General features: G+C 56.0%; 21 protein-coding genes. 9 read left to right on the top strand and 12 right to left on the bottom strand.

The window, feature by feature from the left end; genetic code table 11:
- Positions 1-151: 151 nt before the first annotated feature.
- The gene (locus TH25_RS18265) at positions 152-679 is read right to left on the bottom strand and encodes a peroxiredoxin (RefSeq protein WP_114089743.1); all 528 of its coding nucleotides are present in this window, start codon (positions 677-679) and stop codon (positions 152-154) included.
- 166 nt (positions 680-845) lie between these two features.
- Between TH25_RS18265 and TH25_RS18260 the strand changes: the two genes are divergently transcribed.
- The 3 genes from TH25_RS18260 to TH25_RS18250 all read left to right on the top strand — a co-directional run bounded on the left by TH25_RS18260 (position 846) and on the right by TH25_RS18250 (position 4,176).
- Positions 846-1,769: a LysR substrate-binding domain-containing protein gene (locus TH25_RS18260; protein ID WP_114089742.1), complete on the top strand. Its 924-nt coding sequence runs from the start codon at positions 846-848 to the stop codon at positions 1,767-1,769.
- Positions 1,770-1,882: 113 nt separating this feature from the next.
- Positions 1,883-2,950: a rhomboid family intramembrane serine protease gene (locus TH25_RS18255; RefSeq protein ID WP_114089741.1), complete on the top strand. Its 1,068-nt coding sequence runs from the start codon at positions 1,883-1,885 to the stop codon at positions 2,948-2,950.
- A gap of 185 nt (positions 2,951-3,135) precedes the next feature.
- Positions 3,136-4,176 (top strand): zinc-dependent alcohol dehydrogenase family protein, encoded by a 1,041-nt coding sequence (locus tag TH25_RS18250; protein WP_114089740.1) that lies wholly within the window; start codon positions 3,136-3,138, stop codon positions 4,174-4,176.
- Between the two features lie 105 nt (positions 4,177-4,281).
- Here TH25_RS18250 and TH25_RS18245 read toward each other — a convergent pair whose 3' ends face one another.
- From TH25_RS18245 to rfaD, 11 genes are all read right to left on the bottom strand, one after another.
- Entirely contained in the window at positions 4,282-4,824 is a 543-nt protein-coding gene (locus tag TH25_RS18245) for an invasion associated locus B family protein (RefSeq protein WP_114089739.1), read from the bottom strand.
- A gap of 89 nt (positions 4,825-4,913) precedes the next feature.
- Positions 4,914-5,654: a glutamine amidotransferase-related protein gene (locus TH25_RS18240; protein ID WP_114089738.1), complete on the bottom strand. Its 741-nt coding sequence runs from the start codon at positions 5,652-5,654 to the stop codon at positions 4,914-4,916.
- Positions 5,655-5,901: 247 nt separating this feature from the next.
- Positions 5,902-7,005 (bottom strand): redox-regulated ATPase YchF, encoded by a 1,104-nt coding sequence (gene ychF, locus TH25_RS18235; protein ID WP_114089737.1) that lies wholly within the window; start codon positions 7,003-7,005, stop codon positions 5,902-5,904.
- Positions 7,006-7,103: 98 nt separating this feature from the next.
- On the bottom strand, positions 7,104-7,862 hold the full coding sequence (pth, locus tag TH25_RS18230; RefSeq protein WP_114089736.1) for an aminoacyl-tRNA hydrolase: 759 nt from the start codon (positions 7,860-7,862) through the stop codon (positions 7,104-7,106).
- A gap of 15 nt (positions 7,863-7,877) precedes the next feature.
- A complete protein-coding gene (locus TH25_RS18225) occupies positions 7,878-8,495 on the bottom strand; it encodes a 50S ribosomal protein L25/general stress protein Ctc (RefSeq protein WP_114089735.1) in 618 nt (205 codons plus the stop codon).
- A gap of 123 nt (positions 8,496-8,618) precedes the next feature.
- A complete protein-coding gene (locus TH25_RS18220) occupies positions 8,619-9,551 on the bottom strand; it encodes a ribose-phosphate pyrophosphokinase (protein WP_114089734.1) in 933 nt (310 codons plus the stop codon).
- Between the two features lie 287 nt (positions 9,552-9,838).
- On the bottom strand, positions 9,839-10,840 hold the full coding sequence (locus TH25_RS18215) for a hypothetical protein (RefSeq protein WP_258549212.1): 1,002 nt from the start codon (positions 10,838-10,840) through the stop codon (positions 9,839-9,841).
- Positions 10,841-10,958: 118 nt separating this feature from the next.
- Positions 10,959-11,762 (bottom strand): peptidoglycan editing factor PgeF, encoded by an 804-nt coding sequence (gene pgeF / locus TH25_RS18210; RefSeq protein ID WP_309471290.1) that lies wholly within the window; start codon positions 11,760-11,762, stop codon positions 10,959-10,961.
- A gap of 62 nt (positions 11,763-11,824) precedes the next feature.
- Positions 11,825-12,958: a class I SAM-dependent methyltransferase gene (locus TH25_RS18205; protein ID WP_114089732.1), complete on the bottom strand. Its 1,134-nt coding sequence runs from the start codon at positions 12,956-12,958 to the stop codon at positions 11,825-11,827.
- Positions 12,959-12,961: 3 nt separating this feature from the next.
- Positions 12,962-13,807 (bottom strand): prolipoprotein diacylglyceryl transferase, encoded by an 846-nt coding sequence (gene lgt / locus TH25_RS18200; protein ID WP_114089731.1) that lies wholly within the window; start codon positions 13,805-13,807, stop codon positions 12,962-12,964.
- Between the two features lie 135 nt (positions 13,808-13,942).
- Positions 13,943-14,929, bottom strand: a complete 987-nt coding sequence (rfaD, locus tag TH25_RS18195) for an ADP-glyceromanno-heptose 6-epimerase (RefSeq protein ID WP_114089730.1) — start codon at positions 14,927-14,929, stop codon at positions 13,943-13,945.
- A gap of 225 nt (positions 14,930-15,154) precedes the next feature.
- Between rfaD and TH25_RS18190 the strand changes: the two genes are divergently transcribed.
- The 6 genes from TH25_RS18190 to TH25_RS18165 all read left to right on the top strand — a co-directional run.
- Positions 15,155-15,493, top strand: coding sequence for an accessory factor UbiK family protein (locus TH25_RS18190; RefSeq protein WP_114089729.1), 339 nt, complete (start codon positions 15,155-15,157; stop codon positions 15,491-15,493).
- Positions 15,494-15,733: 240 nt separating this feature from the next.
- Positions 15,734-16,240, top strand: a complete 507-nt coding sequence (locus tag TH25_RS18185; protein ID WP_258549211.1) for a type III secretion system chaperone family protein — start codon at positions 15,734-15,736, stop codon at positions 16,238-16,240.
- A gap of 263 nt (positions 16,241-16,503) precedes the next feature.
- Positions 16,504-17,319: a pyrroline-5-carboxylate reductase gene (gene proC / locus TH25_RS18180; protein WP_114089728.1), complete on the top strand. Its 816-nt coding sequence runs from the start codon at positions 16,504-16,506 to the stop codon at positions 17,317-17,319.
- Positions 17,320-17,434: 115 nt separating this feature from the next.
- Complete coding sequence (locus TH25_RS18175) at positions 17,435-18,106, top strand: TetR family transcriptional regulator (RefSeq protein WP_114089727.1); 672 nt, start codon at positions 17,435-17,437, stop codon at positions 18,104-18,106.
- 276 nt (positions 18,107-18,382) lie between these two features.
- The gene (locus TH25_RS18170; RefSeq protein ID WP_114089726.1) at positions 18,383-18,838 is read left to right on the top strand and encodes a phasin family protein; all 456 of its coding nucleotides are present in this window, start codon (positions 18,383-18,385) and stop codon (positions 18,836-18,838) included.
- A gap of 218 nt (positions 18,839-19,056) precedes the next feature.
- The coding region (locus TH25_RS18165) for a tRNA-binding protein (RefSeq protein WP_114089725.1) at positions 19,057-19,298 on the top strand (242 nt) is incomplete at its 3' end.

The following is a 19,298-nucleotide window of genomic DNA, read 5'->3' as shown; positions in this document are numbered from 1 at the left end:
ATTAACGCTACTTCCGGCACGCCTGGGCGAACCGGCGCACCCTTTTGCGGCTGCGCATGACCCGAATGGCACGGCAAATTCCGTGCGGGTCAGAAGGGACCGGGCATGATCTGCCCGATCCCGATTTCAAGCCTGTTCCAAGCCTGATGGCTTAGAGGGTGGCTTCACCCTTGTTCCAGTTGCACGGGCAGAGCTCGTCTGTCTGCAGCGCATCAAGAATACGCAGGGTTTCCTGCGGGTTACGACCAACAGAAAGATCATTCACCTGCACATGGCGGATGATGCCTTCGGGATCGATAATGAAGGTCGCGCGCAGTGCAACGCCTTCACCCTTTGCAATCACGCCAAGCGCATTTGCCAGTTCTTTCTTTTCATCTGCCAGCCAGACGAACGGGCTGTCACCCAGATCTTCGTGGTGGGTCCGCCATGCGGCATGGACGAAATCGGTGTCGGTCGAGCAACCGAGCAGAACGGCATCACGATCTTCAAAATCGCCATTCAGTTCACCATAACCAACGATTTCGGTCGGGCAGACAAAGGTGAAGTCTTTCGGCCAGAAGAACAGAATCTTCCATTTGCCGGCATAGGATTTGTCCGTAACCGGGGCAAAGCTGTCTGCGGTTTTGCCCGAAACACCGGTAAGGTTGAATTCCGGAAGGGTATCTCCAACGGTGAGCATTGCTGTACTCCTAACGCTTGATGTTTATAATCCCTGTAAGGCCCCCGACGGGCCTCTCTAAATTTAGTTTGCATGTGCAAAAAGCAACATCGCCAGTGGCGATTTGTAGTTAATTGCTTTACCTATGACCAATAAAATAAATCTGGTTTTTCGATAGGAAAAATTTATGGCAGCCCAACCCAGCATCAAACAGCTCAAATATCTGGTCGCGCTGGCGGAAACCGGCCATTTTGGCCGTGCTGCCGAGGCATGCTTCATCACCCAGCCCAGCCTGTCAGCCGCAATCAGCGAGCTTGAAAACCTGCTGGGTGCACAACTTGTAGAACGCAACAAACGCCAGGTTCTGATTACCGCCCTGGGGCAGGAAGTTGTTTCGCGGGCGCGGCATATTTTGCGCGAAGTCGATGAACTGGCCGTGGTGGCCCATGCTGCCAACCAGCCGCTGGAAGGGCCAATCAATGTTGGCGTTATTCCCACAATCGGTCCCTATCTTCTGCCCGATGTCATGTCCCGCCTGCGCACTGGCTTTCCCAAAATGCAGCCCTTCCTGCGCGAAGACCAGACCGCACGGCTGGTGGATCTGCTTTTGGCGGGCAAGCTGGATCTGGCCCTGATTGCCCTGCCGATCGAGGAAGCGGGCCTGGAAGAAATGGACCTGTTTGAGGACCGGTTCGTTTTTGCCTGTAGCCCGGACAATCCGCTAACAGCCAAAAAGAAAATCAATATCGACGACATCAAGGACGAAAAGCTGCTGTTGCTGGAAGATGGGCATTGCCTGCGCGATCAGGCACTGGAAATCTGCCAGCGTGCGGGCTGGAGCAAATCTGCCGACTTTCAGGCCAACAGCCTGTCCACCCTGGTGCAAATGGTCGCCGCAGGCATCGGTTCGACCCTGCTGCCGGAAATGGCGCTGGAGGTCGAGGCCCGCCGTCGCGATTCCATCGCGATTTTACCGTTTGAAAACCCGGTACCCGTGCGCCGGATCGGGCTTGTATGGCGGCGCAGTTCGGCACGCAAGGCCGAATATCGCAAACTGGGCGCCTATTTGCGCGGGTCGCTTCACCCCTGCAAAGCGGCCGATGTGGCCTGAAAAATCGTGGCCTGATGGCGTAAGCCCCCGGCTGCCATCACACCGGCCTTGCGCATTCATCAATTTGTTTGCCACATTGGACCATCACAGCATCTTTACGGACACATACGCCCATGCTGCCCATCAAGGATAACAATCCCACCACCCTGACACCCTGGGTTACCTGGGGCCTGATTGCCGTAAATGTCCTTGTTTTCCTGATGACGCTATCCCTTGGGCATCGTGGCATCATTCGCGCCAATATCGAATATGGGGCGATTCCGGCTGTGCTGTTTGGCCATGTCGAACTGCCGCCCGAACTGGCCGCCTTCCCGCCCGGCTACGAATTTCTGACCATTTTTACCGCCATGTTCATGCACGGTGGCTGGATGCACATTGGCGGCAACATGCTTTACCTGTGGGTTTTTGGCAATAATGTCGAAGATGCGATGGGGCACTGGCGGTTTTTGGCCTTCTATCTGTTGTGCGGCGTTGCGGCTGCCCTGGGTCACGCCCTGGCCGATACATCCTCGCAAATTCCCATGATCGGCGCATCCGGTGCCCTTGCCGGGGTGTTGGGAGCCTATTTTCTGCTTTATCCCAAGGCGCGGGTTCTGGTGTGGTTTTTCTGGGTACTTATTTTTTATGTCCCGGCGGTTGTTGTGCTGGGTTTCTGGATCGGCATGCAGGTGATCAATCTGTCAAGCGGGGTTAATGATGGCGTGGCATGGGCGGCCCATGTGGCCGGTTTTGCCGCCGGGCTGATGTTGATCCCGTTTTTCAAATATCGCCACGTGCCGCTGTGGCAGGGCGGGCCCAAACAACAGCCGGTTTTTGGGGTTTATCGCCCTGGCCGCTATCGCAACAGCAAGGGCGGCACCAGCCCCGAATTCCGCTTTGACGCACCGCCCTGGGCCGCCGCCTATGAACAGGAAAAGGCCGAAAAACGTAATGCCCGGCGCGGATCCTCCAAAGACGCGACAACGGGCACACAGCCCCCACAGGACTCCCGTACCCCCTGGGTCTGGCGTCCCGGTGATGTAATTTATGGGGACGATCTAAGCAATAAAAACGCCCCGTCCAACAAACCCGGCCCCCAACCCTGGGGTCCTTCGACCGATCACAAAGCAAATGAGCCCAAACGGCTAGGCATCGGCGTGCCGGGGGTTCCGCGCAAACCATCTGGCAGAAACAGGGATTAACAGGAATTAAAAGGCCGCTGAGCGCACCCCGCCCCGATATGCGCACGCATTCGGGGTTCCTTGATACGGCGGGCAAAAAGTTTTTGCGCAATGGTTTCGGCTGCGACAAAACCACGATAGACTATTGATATTTAAAGGCTTGGGCAGGCTTGTTCCGCCCGTTTTATTGTCACTGGAGATACGCGATGCGTGCAGCATATTTTGAGGAATTTCAGGGGCCGATCGACGTCCACAACCTGCCCGACCCCGAGCCGGGAGAAGACGGTGTGGTCATCGAAGTCGGCGCGACCGGCCTGTGCCGCAGCGACTGGCATGGCTGGATGGGCCATGATTCCGATATTCAGTTGCCGCACGTACCGGGGCATGAATTTGCCGGCAGCATTGTCGCCACCGGCAAAAACGTCAAACGCTTTCGCGTCGGCGATCGTGTGACAGTGCCATTTGTTTCTGGCTGCGGCCACTGCCCGGAATGCCGCAGCGGCAACCAGCAGGTATGTGATCGCCAGTTTCAGCCCGGCTTTACCGCCTGGGGCAGCTTTGCCGAATATGTTGCGATCGATTATGCCGATGGCAACCTTGTCACCCTGCCCGAGGAACTGGATTATGTCACCGCCGCCAGCCTGGGCTGCCGGTTTGCCACCAGTTTTCGCGGCGTGATCGACCAGGGCCAGGTCCGGGCCGGTCAATGGGTAGCCGTGCATGGTTGTGGCGGTGTCGGCCTTTCTGCCATCATGATTGCGGCTGCGGCCGGGGCCAATGTCATTGCCGTGGACATTGACGATGAAAAACTCGCCTTTGCCAAAACCATCGGCGCCAATGCCACCATCAACGCCAAGTCGGTCAAAGATGTTGCCGGTGCGATTCGCGATCTTTCGGGCGGCGGGGCTCATGTTTCGGTGGACGGGCTCGGCAGTGCGGTCACGTGCTTTAATTCCGTCTCCTGCCTGCGTAAACGCGGCAAACATATCCAGATCGGCCTTATGACCGGCGACCATGCCCATGCCAAAATCCCGATGGACAAAGTTGTCGCCCACGAACTTGAAGTTCTGGGCAGCCACGGCATGCAGGCCTTTCGCTATGATGCCATGCTCGAGATGATCGCCACAGGCAAGATCATGCCGCAAAAGCTGATTGGCGATCATATAACCCTGGCCGAAGGGGCCACCGCCCTTATGAATATGGACAGTTTTGTTGGCACCGGTGTCACGGTTATTGACCGTTTTTAAGACCGCGCCCAATCACTGCAAAGAAAAATGCCGGGCATCGCACCACGCGATAACCGGCATTTTTTCACACCAAATCCATGCCGGGAATACCGGCCTTTGGAACAATTAACTCAGGGAATTCAACGCGGCGGTAAAGCCCGTCAAAGAAGCCTTGATCACCTGGGTCTGCTCGTTCCCCCAGGCGCGGAAGCCGACAAAAAGGGTCGCCCCGGCCTTCATCGCATTAAGCAAATCATCATCCATCACCATCGCGGCATCACAGCCCGCATTGGTGCATTTGCTGTAAATCACCTTGATTTCCTTGCCGTCATCCACCTTGATGACAATGCCCGGCCGCAAATCCACGCCCAGCGGCAACTGCATGTTCAAAACCGAGAATTTTTCCTTGGTTTTCGGATTGGTCGCCTTTTGCACCGTTACGGCCAGAATGCGCCCGACGGTTTCCTTTTTGCCATCCACATCTTTTTGCAAAAACACCTGCTGGCCGATCTGGCAACGATCCGGGTTTTTGTCATCGCATTCTTTTTTCCACAACGGTCCCTTGTCGGCATCCTGTGCCATTGCCGGCACCGATGCCGCCGAAACGGCCATAAACGCACCAAGGGCGGCAAACACACACCGGACCAGCGTCGCCTTGCCAAACAGCATTATTATTCTCCCGTTAAAATGAAAAGGCGCGTCATACAGAGAGAGAGCCTCCCATCGCGCATCAAAAACCTGTCCATTGGTCTAACCAACTAACGGTCCCGTGTCGAGCAACTTGATACAGAGGGTGCAGGGGCCAGAACCTTGCGGGCAAACATCGCAAACCAGTCCCCGAAAGCGGCATCATATTTCTGCCGACCCGCGCGTTGCTGATCCGGGTTCTGGGCATTGGGGCGCGTCGTCTTGTCTGCGGCCTTCTCAAGCCAGCTTTCATGGATCTCGTCATCGACTTCGGGGTGAAACTGAATGCCCCAAATCCGGTGATCCACATGATAGGCCTGATGGGGAAAAACATCGCCTGTCATTAACAATTCACCTCCGGCAGGAACGTCAAAACCTTCATTGTGCCAGTGATAAACCATCATATTGGCAGGAAAAAGGTCACGCCCTGCCGGGGTGGCATAGGCCGGATAATAGCCGATTTCGGTTTGTTCCCGCTCATGCGGGCGCACGGCAGCCCCCAGATTGCGCGCCATCATTTGTGCGCCAAGGCAAATCCCCAGATACCACACATCGGCAGCCACAACGCGGGGCAACCATTCCATGATGCGGGCCACATTGGGTTCATGGTCGTCATTGGCACTCATCGGTCCGCCAAAAACGATCACCCCCTGATAGGGCGAAAGATCCGCTGGCAAAGCCTCGCCCTCACCAGGGCGGCGGATATCAAATTTGTATCCCATCTCGGCCAATACCCGGCCCACCCGCCCAGGGCGACCGTGGGCCGAATTAAAAACCAGCAGTACCTTTGCCAAACCCGAAAGACAATTCACAGCATCCTTCCTGTTTTATTCTGCCATCTGCAAACACATCCCGGCGCCCAAGCACCCGATAAAAAACATGGTCTCCTATGTGTTTTGCATTATTCCCACGCCCATAAAGGTGACGGTTGCACCGCACAAAGGCAAGGTTCTTGGCCAATTTTTACGATGATTGCTGCCATTTTGCCCGCATAAAAAGAAAAAAGGCCGTCATGCACACCACATGACGGCCTTCAATTTTTGCAATCACATCGCGTGATCACACATTGAACTTGAAATGGAAAATGTCGCCATCCTTGACGATATAGTTTTTCCCTTCCTGGCGCAGCTTGCCAGCTTCGCGTGCGCCCGCTTCACCATTGCAGGCGATGAAATCATCATAAGCCATTGTTTCGGCCTTAATAAAGCCACGCTCGAAATCGGTATGGATCACACCTGCCGCATTCGGCGCGGTTGCGCCGTTAAACACGGTCCAGGCACGGGCCTCTTTCGGGCCCACGGTAAAGAAGGTCAGAAGGTTCAAAAGCTTGTAACCTTCGCGAATAACACGGGCGAGGCCGGTTTCCTCTAGACCCAGGCTTTCCAGAAATTCTTCTTTTTCCTCCGCACTTTCAAGCATGGCGACTTCGGATTCAATTGCCGCCGAAACCACCACCGAACGCGCGCCCTGGGCTGCGGCCATTTCAGCCACCTTGGCGGAAAATTCATTGCCTTCTGCCGCACTGTCTTCATCAACATTGCAGGCATAAAGCACCGGCTTGCTGGTCAGAAGCTGCAACATACGGAATGCCTTGGCTTCATCTTCGTTATTCACTTCCACAACACGTGCCGGTTTGCCATCGCGCAAGACGTCCAGGGTCCGCTCGACCAGTTCCAGCGTCAGCTTGGCATCCTTGTCGTTGCCCTTGGCACGCTTTTGCAGGCCGGTCACGCGCTTTTCCAGGCTTTCCATATCGGCCAGCATCAATTCGGTTTCGATGGTTTCCGCATCGCGCACCGGGTCAACCGAACCTTCAACATGGGTGATGTCGCCATCTTCAAAGCAGCGCAGAACATGCACAATCGCATCGGTTTCGCGGATATTGGCCAAAAACTGGTTGCCCAGCCCTTCGCCCTTGGACGCGCCGCGCACCAAACCGGCAATATCGACAAATTCAAGCTGGGTGGGAATGATGGTTGCCGACTTGGAAATGGCGACAATTTTGTCCAGCCGATCATCCGGAACGCTCACCCGGCCGGTATTCGGTTCAATCGTGCAGAACGGAAAATTGGCCGCTTCGGCGGCTGCCGTCTGTGTCAGGGCGTTAAACAGGGTTGATTTCCCGACATTGGGCAAACCAACGATACCGCATTTGAATCCCATCTTTTCCGGGCTCCGTCACATCTGAATTTCAATATATCGCCAGCACTGCCCCTTATGGGCCGTGCCGGGCACTCATTTTACGCAAAACTTGCGCAACGCTATTTTTTAAGGCCAAACGCCTTGGCAAGGGCAGCGGCCATTGTTGTCGGGGCATCCTCTTTCTGCCCGTCGGCATCCCCCTTGCGGGTGGTCTTTTCCGCCGCCGGGTTTTGGGCATTGTCCTTTGCCCCGCCTTTTTCGCCCTTTGCCTGTACCGGTTTGGCAGGCTTTTCCGCCTTTGATTTGGGCGGTGAAACAAGGTTGGCAACCTTGCTCATGAAGGCACTGTCATCCCCCTTGATCAGGCGCGGCAATTCCTGCGCGACTCCGTCAAGAAGGGCTGTTAACCAACTGTTCTGTTCGGATTTGGAAAAATCCCCCAAAACATGACCATGTACCAGTGCCTTGTCGCCCGGATGGCCGATACCCAGCCTGACCCGGCGATAATTCTTGCCACAATGGGCATCAATCGAGCGCAGGCCATTATGCCCGCCATGCCCGCCTGCCCGTTTGACCCGCAATTTGCCCGGGGGCAAATCCAGTTCGTCATGCAGGACAATCACATCCTCGATCGGAATTTTATAAAACCGCAGCACCTCGCCGACCGACTGTCCCGACAGGTTCATAAAGGTTTCGGGCTTAAGCACCATCACCTTGATCCCGTCAATATCGCCCTCGGCCACCTGCCCCTGAAACTTGCGTCGCCAGGGACCAAAAGAATGGCGGCGGACGATTTCGTCCGCCGCCATAAAGCCGATATTGTGACGATTGCCGGCATATCCCGAACCCGGGTTTCCCAGTCCAACCACCAAAAACATCGCAAGTCCCCGATTTTATTCTTCGGTTGCTTCTTCTTCATCGTCAGCAGCGTTATCTTCGGATTTCAAAGATGACGGTGCAGCAATGGTTGCAACGGTGAAGTCACGGTCGGTAATGGTCGGCTCGGCACCTTTCGGCAGGGTCGTTGCCGAAATATGGATCGAGTCGCCAACTTCAAAGCCGCTCAGATCGAAGACCAGCTCTTCCGGAATTGCCTTCGGATCGCAGTTCAGTTCAACATCGTGACGCACGATGTTGAGAACGCCACCGCGTTTCAGGCCCGGAGATTTTTCTTCATTGATAAAGCGAACCGGAACTTCAACCGTCAGCTTGTGATCTTTTGCAAAGCGCAGAAGGTCAACATGGATCGGATCGTCGGTCACTTTGTCAAACTGAACATCGCGCGGCAGAACGTCATAGGACGTGCCAGCAACTTCAATGGTCAGGACGTGCGAGAAGAAACCCGGCTTGTGCAGCAGTTTCACGAGCGGACGCGGGTCCATCTGGAACATAACAGGATCCTGTTTTGCACCATAGATGACACCAGGGACCATACCGGCACGACGCACGGCACGGGCGGCCCCCTTTCCGGCCCGTTCACGGATTTCCGCAGTAAGATTGGCATTTGCCATCGGAAAAACTCCTTGAACTAAGACAGTATTATTTTCGCAGGTCGGTGTGATTCACCGCTGAAAGCCCACGAAAACAAGCGCGCTGGCCTCCAGGGGTGCCAGCGCAGCGAGGGCGTTATACCCTCAATCGAAAAGAACGGAAACAGATTTTTCTTCCGAAATGCGACGAATTGCTTCGGCCATCAGCGGCGCGATGGGCAATTGGCGAATTTTGCCGCATCCACGCACCGCTTCGGAGGCCTTGATCGAATCGGTCGTCACAACTTCGCTCATCGGCGAATTGGCAATACGTTCCACTGCCGGACCGGACAAAACACCGTGGCTGACATAGGCCGCAACCGAAGATGCCCCGCGTTCCTTAAGGGCGGTTGCCGCATTACAAAGGGTCCCTGCCGAATCGACAATATCATCCACCAGAATGCAGGCCGCATCCTTGACATCGCCAATGACGTGCATGACTTCGGAAATACCGGCCTTCGGGCGGCGTTTGTCGATGATTGCCAGTTCCGCATCCAGGCGTTTTGCCACCGAACGGGCACGGGCCACACCACCAACATCCGGGCTGACAATGACCAGTTTCTGGCCGTCAAATTTTGCACGGATGTCGCTGGTCAAAACCGGGGATGCAAACAGGTTATCCAGCGGAATATCAAAAAAGCCCTGAATCTGCCCGGCATGCAGGTCCATCGTCAAAACGCGGTCGGCACCGGCCACCGTGATCAGGTTGGCAACCAGCTTGGCCGAAATCGGCGTGCGGGGGCCAGATTTGCGATCCTGGCGGGCATAACCGAAATAGGGCATAACGGCGGTGATACGACGTGCGGAACCACGACGCAGCGCATCAAGCATCACCAGCAATTCCATCAAATTGTCATTTGCCGGGAAAGATGTGCTCTGAATCACAAAAACGTCCTCACCGCGGACGTTTTCCTGAATTTCACACCAGATTTCCTGATCGGAGAATCGTTTTACATCTGCACGGGTCAACGGCAGATTCAAATGATCCGCAATGGATTCGGCCAGGGGCAGATTGCTGTTACAGGCGAGGATTTTCATGTGGGGCCTCGGTTTATGGGTGCCGGGAAAGCGATAAATGTGCCTACGCAGCCCCCCATCGGGACCGCGGCGGCTTTATACCCAGACCTTAACAGTCTGTAAATGGTCGCTATGGCGAACAGGCCGGTCTTTTCACGCATGAAAGATATGCAAAAGCCCGCAGGCCCCGCAAGCACATCCTGTCGGATTTCACACCAGCACACAAAAACCAGGGATTGCAGTTAATGCAATATTCTTCATCCCCGAGAGGAGGAATCGCCGGCATCTGGCAAGTTTCCCCGCCCTGATCACTGCCTGTCCGGGCGCAACAGCAGACCCCGGTCCCGGGCAATTTGCCCCAACGCCCCTTCAAGCGCATCCACCGCCGCCTGGGCCGCCAAGGATGCAACACTGCCCCATTTCTGATCAAGCTTGCCATGTGGAACAGCATTGTTTTGCGACATCTGGCCCAGTTCGTGGCCGCTATCATCCAGCAACCCCCAGTCAATCGAGACCCGGTCCAGTTCGGGCGTGCCCTTGGCCTTTTTAACCGGCGTCACATTGACCGAAGCGGACAGAACAATGGTTTGCGGGCCAATATCATCATCCACCGTAATCCCCTTGGCCTGCAAAAATGCCCGGGCGGAACGTTTCAGGGCCTCATTGCCATCACCGGGTGCCCCGGCAAATTCAATAAGGGCGACCTTTAACGGCTTTGCCATGACCATCGACGGGCGATCCCCGCTGATCTTTGCCAGCACCCAGGCCGCCGGGGCCTTGACCAGCGCATCAAATTCGCGGGCGGCCGGGTCATCGGGCTTGCTCTCTTCCCCGGAAAGTTTGGCGATCTTGCGGGCAATATCGGGGGGAACATTCATTGTCCCGTCTTCAGGGCCGGTTGGCCCCCCGGCAAACCAGCTTTGCGCCGTGATCTGCCCGGAATTCGACATTGAATCAATCGCCAGCCCCTGGCTGTTATATAACAGCCACGTCACATCGACATGGGCCTGCCCGGTCTGGTCAAGCCGGGCGATGACATTGGGATGCAGCACATATTTCCCCGGCGACGGATCGTCGGAATAGGCGGCAATATCGCCCGCCCGCAGCGCACGTACCATTGCGCGGGCCAAATGGCGCGCCGCACCGCCGGGCAAATCAGTGGCAATATCAACCTTGACGGTTTGGGCATCGGGCACATCGAGCAATTCCGGGCTGCCTGCGCGTCCCGCCCCTTCAAACGGGCGCGGCACTTCGCCACAGGCTGCCAAAAAACCCGCCAGCATCACAACAGTCAAAAAACGCAAAGCCATTGTCATATCTGTTTTCACATCATCGCCACACAGCCCACCATCGACGCAATGATGATAAAGGCAAACAACATGATCATATGGGGCACGACGCAAACCCTTTCGTCATCGGCAGTGCAAACTAGCCAAGCATAATCGCCGAAAGCTGGCGTCCATAGTCCGGTTCACCGCGCAATGTGGTCCGGCGATAACTGTAAAACAGCGCCTCTTCGGCCAGGGTGTCGCGGGCCAGAAGCGCAACTCGCGCAATACCGGTATCACAGGTGCGCCGATATACATATTCCGGCAAATCAAACATGAAATGCCCCTCGCGCACCGAGGGATCAAACAAATCCGCCTCCCCGCGCGGACCAGAGAGAATCCGCTCGCGAAACCCCGCATCCACCTCATAGGAAGCCCGGCCAATGCAGGGGCCAATGGCCGCAACAATATTGGCCCGTTTCGCGCCCAGCTTTTCCATTGCCAGAACCGTGCTTTCCGACACACCCTCAAACGATCCGCGCCAGCCCGAATGGCATGCGCCAATCACCCGCTTGACCGGATCACAAAATAGGACCGGCGTACAGTCGGCCGTCAAAATACCCAGCATGACATTTTCCCGGTCCGTCACCATCGCATCCGCCCGGGGCAGTTCATCACGCGTAAGCGGGCGTTCAAGCACCGCAACATTGGTGCCATGCACCTGGTAAACCGTCGTCAGCCGATCAGATGTGGTCCCGAATGCCCCGGCCGCAAGTGCACGGTTACGGGCCACAATTTCCGCATCATCATCCGAGCCAAAACCCACATTCAAACCGGCATGGATACCGTTGCTCACCCCGCCTTCCCGGGTGAAAAAGCCATGTTTCAGGCCATCAATGCCGCCAAACACATCCGATGTCAGATAGGAAACACCGCTATCGGTTTTGATCAGCTTGTCTGGCATCAGCATCCTCCGTCCGGTTCATCTTCCACGCGTGAAACAATCGGGCACGTTTGCCATCGCCATTATCCCTCCGCCCCGCTCACACAGGGGGGTGGCGCGGTTTCACGACCATAGGCGATCAACACTTTAAAAAGCGTTCCCATCTGGTCGGCATCCACCAGGCGGTCAAGGGCGGCATCAATCGCCGTTGCCTGATCGGCGGTAGCGGACTGCTTAAGCAATTCCGCCCGCTGCTCAATGCCCAGCATTTTTAAAAATGTCCCCTGACCCAGCACCGCTCCGGTACGGGCATCGGCCTGGCTAAAGGTACGCGCCAGGGCACCAAAATCGACATGGGTGGTCAAATCGGCATCGCCCGGCTGCGAAAGAACCGGGTGATATTTATGGTTCCGCAGGGCCTGCAGGGTATCGCCAAAGGCACTGTGGGGATGACCATAATCAATCATCAGGGCCGCCCCGCCATCGCGGTTGATGCGCTGCGCAATCTGGTTGGCAATCGAAATCGCCACCGGTGACACCTCGAACACATCGCCGATCTTGGCGGTCGGGCGCAATTTCACCGGCACCAGGGCATCGGTCATCGGGCTCAGGGGGCCATTGGCAAAACAAAGCTCGCCGGTTTCCGCTGCAATCGCCACCAGCCGTTCGCGCCAGCCATCCTTGCCAAACTGAAACTGGCGCACCGGCAGGGCATCGAAAAACTCGTTGGCAATAACGATCATCGGCGCATGCCGGTTTTCGGGAATATCCTCGAAACTGTCATGCCACACGGCGGGAATGCCATATGGCATAATCGATGTTTGCTGGTGGGTGCGCAAAACCGGGCTGGTTTCGACAAAGTGCACGGTCAGGGCATCGCAAAAACCCGGCACATTGCGCACCGCACGCAGGGCATCGGCCATTAGGGTGCCGCGCCCCGGCCCCAGTTCCACCAGGTGCAGATGCGACGGGCTGCCCATCTGCTGCCAGGTCACCGCCGCCCACAGGCCAATCAATTCGCCAAACATCTGGCTTATTTCTGGCGCGGTCACAAAATCCCCCGCCTGGCCGAACGGGTCCTGCTTGCGATAATAGCCCCATTGCGGGTGGCCCAGGGCTTCGGTCATATAATCGGCAACCGAAATCGGCCCGGTAATCGAAATCCGGCGCTTTAAATGATCCAGCAGCGGCGATGTCGGGTTTGCATTAGCAGTCATGGTTCAGGATTTTGCCGTTTTGGAAGTGTTTTCATCGGCGGGTTTCTGACCGACAAGGGCCGGGCGTTTCAGGCCATAAATCGCAACCCCCGCCCCGACCAGCACCATCGGCACGGATAAAAGCTGCCCCATCGTCGCGCCAAAAACCAGATAGCCAAGTTGCTGGTCGGGCTGGCGGAAAAATTCGACGATGATACGGCTGATGCCATACCCCGCCAGAAACACACCCCCGACAACACCGGTATGGGACCGCATTTTTTCACTGCGTGAAATGGCAAACAAAATACAAAACAGCGCGATGCCCTCCAGCCCTGCTTCATAAAGCTGGCTGGGGTGGCGCGGTTCCGGCCCGCCGCGCGGAAACACCATGCCCCACGGCACATCGGTGACGCGACCAAACAGCTCGCCATTGATGAAATTGGCAATCCGGCCAAAAAACAGGCCAATCGGGGCGGCCGCCGCCACCGCATCCACCACACCCAAAAACGAAATCCCGCGATGCCGGGCAAAGCAGAACACGGCAATAATCACCCCCAGCATTCCACCATGAAACGACATGCCGCCTTCCCATACCTTAAGGATATGCGACGGGTTCGCCAGATAGAAATCCAGGTTGTAAAACAGCACATATCCCGTGCGCCCACCCACAATCACCCCGATGGTCGCCCAAAACAGCAGGTCATCGACCTGGTTGCGGGTCATCACATAGGGCGGCTTGTTGATATAGGCCAGAACATACCGCCACCCGATGATCAGCCCGGCAATATAGGCCAGCGCATACCAGCGAATAGCCAGCGGGCCAATGGCAATGGCGATAGGATCAATTGCCGGAAAGGCAAGACTGAGCATCAGGATGCACTCCGTTCGGATGGCATTTAAGGTATCACCGCCCCTGATAATCAGGACAAGGCGGCAGGATCATGGCACGGCAGCGCAATTTAAAAAAATGACAAAAAAATGCGCTAACAGCCCCGTCAGACGGATTTAACGAAACGGGTCATCGGTCGCAAGGAAGTCCTGCACATACTGGCGCACCCCTTCCTCCAGCGGCGTCATCGGCGCGTCATAGCCACTGGCGCGCAGCTTGGACATGTCGGCTTCGGTAAAATACTGGTATTTGTCCCGAATGGCCTCGGGGGTGGGCACAAATTTGATGTCGGGTTCCTTGCCCATTGCGGCAAAAACCGCCAGCGCCAAATCCTTGAAACTGCGTGCCTTGCCGGTGCCAATATTGAAAAGGTCGGAAACATCCGGGTGGTCATACAACCACATGATGATATTGACCACATCCCCAACCCAGACAAAATCGCGCAACTGCCCGCCATCTTCGTAATCCGGGTGGTGGGACTTAAACAATGTCGCCTGTTCGCCCGCCGAGAGTTTGTCATAAAGCTGCGATACGACCGAGCGCATCCCGCCCTTGTGATATTCGTTCGGGCCGTAAACATTGAAAAACTTCAACCCGGCCCACTGTTTGGGGCGAAAACCGTTTTGATCAAGGATTCGGCGAAAGCGGCGATCGGTGGCATGTTTGGACCAGCCATAGGCATTTAGCGGCTGCAATTTTGCCAGTTCGTCCTGCTCGAACACATCAGCAAAGCCCTGCTTGCCATCACCATAGGTCGCCGCGGACGAGGCATAAATCAGCCGGGCCGAATGGCGCGAACACCATTCCCACAAAAAGGTCGTCAGTTTGAAATTATTGGCAACGATCTTGTCGGCATCACGTTCGGTCGTGGCCGAAATCGCGCCCATATGAAAAATCGCGTCAATATCGTTGGGGTGCGCTTCCAGAAACGCTGGCAATTCATCAGGATGAATAATGTCGCGCAATTCGCGCTTGGCAATGTTACGCCATTTGATGCCGTCGCGCAGGCGATCGACAATAACGATATCGGTTTCCCCACGATCCTGAAGGGCCGCGACAATATTGGACCCGATAAACCCGGCCCCACCGGTAACGACAAGCATCGTTTTCTCCTGCTTTTGCTGTGACCTGTCCGCCGAACGGGCGCAAGCGACGCGTGATCATGCCAACATGAAAAATGTCTGGCGCATTTATAGGCATCACAACCCGCCACGGCAAGGCAAGGAGGCGTCACAAAACGGCGATGGCGGTTGATTACTTGCCCGAATGGCAAATAAAACCATATTATAAGCAAAGAAATTCAAACCCGTTACCAGCCGGAGCCTGACATGCAGATCAATAACCGCCTTCTTGATGACCTTACCCGCGTTACCAACAGTGCCCTGGGCACCATGACCGGCGTCAAGGGCGAGGTTGATGCACTGGTGCGCCAGCAGTTTGAGAAAATCCTTCTCAATATGGATCTGGTCACGCGCGAGGAATTTGATGTGATGCGCGACATCGCCACCAAATCCGCCCAGCGGGCCGAGGCCCTTGAAACCCAGGTCGCCGCCCTTGAAGACCGTCTGGCAAAACTGGAAGCCGCCGAAAACAAACCCGCTCCGGCGGCCAAAACCGGTACCAAGACCACAAAAACCGCCAAGGCCAAACCGGCCGGGGACGCATAATCGCACCGCAGGGCAGACCGGATCCGCATTTTTTGCCCGCCACCTTGCGGCATCTGCAAAAGAAAGGTCCCCTTTGCCATTATCCTTTGCGGGTTTATGAAATGACAGGGCGGATCAACCCGGCGGTTGGTCCGTTTTGTGTTTCACGCAATGCGCCCTTGTATCCACAATGGTTGCAAGCCCGCCGGGACGGCCCTATAGTGCGCGCCCTTTGGCGATACAGACTGTGATTGATTTTATATGAACGACCTGATGCAGGATAACGGCGAAATGGACGACGACAATCCGCTGTTGCTTGTCGAAGACATCGCCCAGACCAACCAGTGGAACCTTGAACGGCGAAGTGCTGACGAGATCGTTGTCGAGATTCCGGGGCACTGGTGCACGTATCTTGTCTATTTCACCTGGCGTGACGATGCCGAGGCCCTGCATATCGCCTGCTGTTTCGATTTGTTCGTGCCAGACCCGGTGCGCCCGCGCATCTATGAATTGCTGGCAAAATGCAACGAACAGCTCTGGATCGGTCATTTTGGCCTGTGGCTGGATGAAAACATGCCGCTGTTTCGCCACACCCTGCTATTTGGCGGCGACGTCCCGCCTGCAACCGAACAGTTTGAAGAACTGATCGAAATCGCCATTTCCGAATGTGAACGGTTTTTCCCAGCCTTCAACTTTGTCCTGGGGCACGGCAAAAGCCCGGACGAGGCCCTAGCCAACGCCATGCTCGAACCCGTCGGCCAGGCCTAAATCCCTCCGGCGTCAGGCACCCGGCAAGCTGTCTTTCAGATATCGCCCACCCGCGACTCCCGCACCCTGCCCCGGCAGGGTGTTTTGCGTTGGGGCTGCAAATGGCAGTCTTTAATATCCCCCTGCCCGTAATGGCAAAGCCCGGCTTGTTATCGCCATTGCTTGACCCACCTTTAGAACACGGGTACGGCTTTAGGGTCGCTCACAGGCGGACCAACTGAAATCGCGTAAAATCCACGTCACGGTACAAAACAGGGGAAGTCATGAAAACACGTTTGTTGCTGGTCGGCTGCGGTAAAATGGGTGGCGCCATGCTTGAAGGCTGGCTGGCCCGTGGCCTGAATTCGGACAATGTGTATATCATTGAACAGGCCGAAACCGCCGAACATCTGGAAACCCGACTGGGCGTTCACGGCATCACCGATCTTGCCGACATGCCCGAAAGCTTCGTGCCGCAAGTCGTGCTTTTTGCCGTCAAACCGCAGGTTTTGCCCGATATTCTTGAACTCTATAAGCCCCTGGTGCGCGCCGAAACGGTGTTTTTGTCCGTCGCGGCGGGGCGAACCACATCGTTCTTTGCCAAGACACTTGGCAAAACCGCCCGCATTGTCCGCGCCATGCCCAACACCCCGTCATCGGTGTCACGCGGCATGACGGTCATGTTCCCGACCGATTATGTCAGCACCGCCCAGCGCGACATGTGCGAAACCCTGCTGAAGGCCGTTGGCGAAGTCTCCTGGATTGATGATGAAAGCCTGATGGATGCCGTTACTGCCGTATCGGGCAGTGGCCCGGCCTATGTCTTTCATATGGTCGAGGCCCTGGCAAAGGCCGGTGTGAATGCCGGCCTGCCCGAAGACCAGGCCATGCTGCTGGCCCGGCAAACCATTGTGGGGGCGGGCTTCCTGCTCGATCAAAGCCCGGAAACTGCCGAAACCCTGCGTAAAAACGTCACCAGCCCCGGCGGCACCACGGCAGCGGCCCTGAATGTATTGATGGACCCGCAAAACGGCCTGACGGACCTGATGACAAAGGCCGTCGAAGCAGCGCGCAAACGCTCCCTCGAACTGGCCGGATAACCCTGTTTGCGATGCGCGGGGATTGCATTTGTCGCCATCCCCGCCACATCATAGACTATGCCGTTACACACAACCCGAACGGCGCAGTCCGTCCTTCGCAAGACAGGAGCGTTCCATGCCAGCCAAAAAAGATCCGCGCGACACCGTGATAACCGCCGCAATGGACCTCGCCGCGGAACGGCGCTGGCATTCGGTCACATTGATCGACATTTCACAAAAATCCGGTGTCGCGATGGACCGGATATATCCGCTGTTTCAAAACAAAAACGATATTTTGCGGGCCTTTGTGCAAAAGGTCGATCAGCAGGTTCTGGCCGAACTGGACGCAGATGATTTTGATCAGCCCCGCCATGACCGGTTGATGGATGTCATCATGGCCCGCTTTGATGCCCTGGCCCCCTACCGCCCGGCGCTGAAATCCATCCTGAAGGATTGCGGGGATGTTGGTCTGGCCGATGGCACGCGTGCCGCCAAAACCGGTCTTGCCTCGATGCGCTGGATGCTCGAAGCCGCCGGCTTTGAAACCGGTGGCCTGCATGGCAGTTTGCGCGTTGCCGGTCTGGGCGCGATTTACGCCCGCTGTTTTCGCCAGTGGCTGAATGACGAGACACCTGATTACGGCCCCACAATGGCCCTGCTGGATAAAAGCCTGAGCCAGAGCGGCAACTGGGATGTGCAACTGGGAAAAGGCCTGTCACGTCTGGCAGACTTGCGAAACAAATTTACCCAACGCTGCCGCAAAACGGCCACAGATCACAGCGACACTCCTGCCCGGGAAAACACCTGACCTGCCTGCCTTTCCCGTCAAACAGCACAATGTCTCTCTGCCGTTCTGCCCGTAAATGCCCGTTATTATTGGCATAATCCGGCGGGTATCATGTCCCTTGGCGCCAAACACCTCCAAGTTGCCCGCTGCAACAAAAACATAACCCAAGATTTTTTGTGCAGTGCAAAATAATGCTTGACCCCCAGGGTAAAATCGGGCACATTGCAGTTGAAATTGTGCGGCGCACAATAGCGCCTCATTAGATAAATTGTCGCATTGAAAATGGAGTGCCCTTCAATGACCGCCGCAAAAAAAGCTACCAACCCGTTTTTTGACGTTGATTTCACCAAATTCACCACCGACTTCAAAATGCCGGGTGTTGACATCAACGAAATGATGGCCTTTCAGCGCAAGAATGTTGAAGCCCTGACCAAAGCAAACAAAATTGCTTTTGACGGCTTCCAGGCTGTTGCGCAGCGCCAAAGCGAAATCTTCAAGACCATGATGGAAAAAGCCACCACTCAGGGCAAGGATTTCTCTGCTGCTTCGGGTGACACCCCGATGGCTGCTGCTGCCAAACAGACCGCTGCTGCGAAAACCGCCTATGAAGAAGCCCTTGCCAATGCCAAGGAACTTTCCGGCCTGGTCAGCAAATCCCAGGAAGAAGCTCTTGGCCTGCTGCAGGCACGCTTCACCGAATCGCTGGACGAACTGAAAGCCGCGATCGAAAAAACCGAAGCCGCAGCGAAGTAAGTTTTAAAGCAAGTTTCTGATAACTTCCCGTTATCAAACTTCCGGTAGGGCCTCTGGCCCTGCCGTTTTTCTTTGTCTGACAAACCCATTGCCGAGAACAGAATATCGCTTCGTCTTGCCGGTTTTTGCTCAAACTCCTGATTTTCCCCTGCCCCTGACCGGCCTTTGCACCCCGCCCCGGGGAAAGGTATTTTATGCCAAACAGCATGGAGGATCACATGAGCGAAATCAGTTTCGATGATTTCCTGAAAGTCGATATCCGAGTGGGAACAGTCATTGACGCCCAACCCTTCCCCGAAGCGCGCCGCCCTGCCATCAAGTTGTGGGTCGATTTTGGCGAAGACATCGGTGTTAAAAAAACATCGGCGCAAATCACAAAATATTACAGCCCGGAAAAGCTGATTGGCACACAGGTAGCCGGAGTCGTCAATTTCCCGCCCCGCCAGATCGGCCCCTTCAT

This window comes from Thalassospira profundimaris (assembly GCF_003326755.1).
In the GTDB taxonomy this organism is placed as follows: Bacteria; Pseudomonadota; Alphaproteobacteria; order Rhodospirillales; family Thalassospiraceae; genus Thalassospira; species Thalassospira profundimaris_B.
This window is presented reverse-complemented; position numbering and strand designations above follow the sequence as displayed.

Excerpts from the sequence above, each read along its gene's own strand:
- TH25_RS18265 (WP_114089743.1), bottom strand. The coding sequence starts at position 679 with ATGCTCACCGTTGGAGATACCCTTCCGGAATTCAACCTTACCGGTGTT.
- TH25_RS18260 (WP_114089742.1), top strand. The coding sequence starts at position 846 with ATGGCAGCCCAACCCAGCATCAAACAGCTCAAATATCTGGTCGCGCTG.
- TH25_RS18255 (WP_114089741.1), top strand. The coding sequence starts at position 1,883 with ATGCTGCCCATCAAGGATAACAATCCCACCACCCTGACACCCTGGGTT.
- TH25_RS18250 (WP_114089740.1), top strand. The coding sequence starts at position 3,136 with ATGCGTGCAGCATATTTTGAGGAATTTCAGGGGCCGATCGACGTCCAC.
- TH25_RS18245 (WP_114089739.1), bottom strand. The coding sequence starts at position 4,824 with ATGCTGTTTGGCAAGGCGACGCTGGTCCGGTGTGTGTTTGCCGCCCTT.
- ychF (WP_114089737.1), bottom strand. The coding sequence starts at position 7,005 with ATGGGATTCAAATGCGGTATCGTTGGTTTGCCCAATGTCGGGAAATCA.
- pth (WP_114089736.1), bottom strand. The coding sequence starts at position 7,862 with ATGTTTTTGGTGGTTGGACTGGGAAACCCGGGTTCGGGATATGCCGGC.
- TH25_RS18225 (WP_114089735.1), bottom strand. The coding sequence starts at position 8,495 with ATGGCAAATGCCAATCTTACTGCGGAAATCCGTGAACGGGCCGGAAAG.
- TH25_RS18220 (WP_114089734.1), bottom strand. The coding sequence starts at position 9,551 with ATGAAAATCCTCGCCTGTAACAGCAATCTGCCCCTGGCCGAATCCATT.
- TH25_RS18215 (WP_258549212.1), bottom strand. The coding sequence starts at position 10,840 with ATGGCTTTGCGTTTTTTGACTGTTGTGATGCTGGCGGGTTTTTTGGCA.
- pgeF (WP_309471290.1), bottom strand. The coding sequence starts at position 11,762 with ATGCCAGACAAGCTGATCAAAACCGATAGCGGTGTTTCCTATCTGACA.
- TH25_RS18205 (WP_114089732.1), bottom strand. The coding sequence starts at position 12,958 with ATGACTGCTAATGCAAACCCGACATCGCCGCTGCTGGATCATTTAAAG.
- lgt (WP_114089731.1), bottom strand. The coding sequence starts at position 13,807 with ATGCTCAGTCTTGCCTTTCCGGCAATTGATCCTATCGCCATTGCCATT.
- rfaD (WP_114089730.1), bottom strand. The coding sequence starts at position 14,929 with ATGCTTGTCGTTACCGGTGGGGCCGGGTTTATCGGGTCCAATATTGTC.
- TH25_RS18190 (WP_114089729.1), top strand. The coding sequence starts at position 15,155 with ATGCAGATCAATAACCGCCTTCTTGATGACCTTACCCGCGTTACCAAC.
- TH25_RS18185 (WP_258549211.1), top strand. The coding sequence starts at position 15,734 with ATGAACGACCTGATGCAGGATAACGGCGAAATGGACGACGACAATCCG.
- proC (WP_114089728.1), top strand. The coding sequence starts at position 16,504 with ATGAAAACACGTTTGTTGCTGGTCGGCTGCGGTAAAATGGGTGGCGCC.
- TH25_RS18175 (WP_114089727.1), top strand. The coding sequence starts at position 17,435 with ATGCCAGCCAAAAAAGATCCGCGCGACACCGTGATAACCGCCGCAATG.
- TH25_RS18170 (WP_114089726.1), top strand. The coding sequence starts at position 18,383 with ATGACCGCCGCAAAAAAAGCTACCAACCCGTTTTTTGACGTTGATTTC.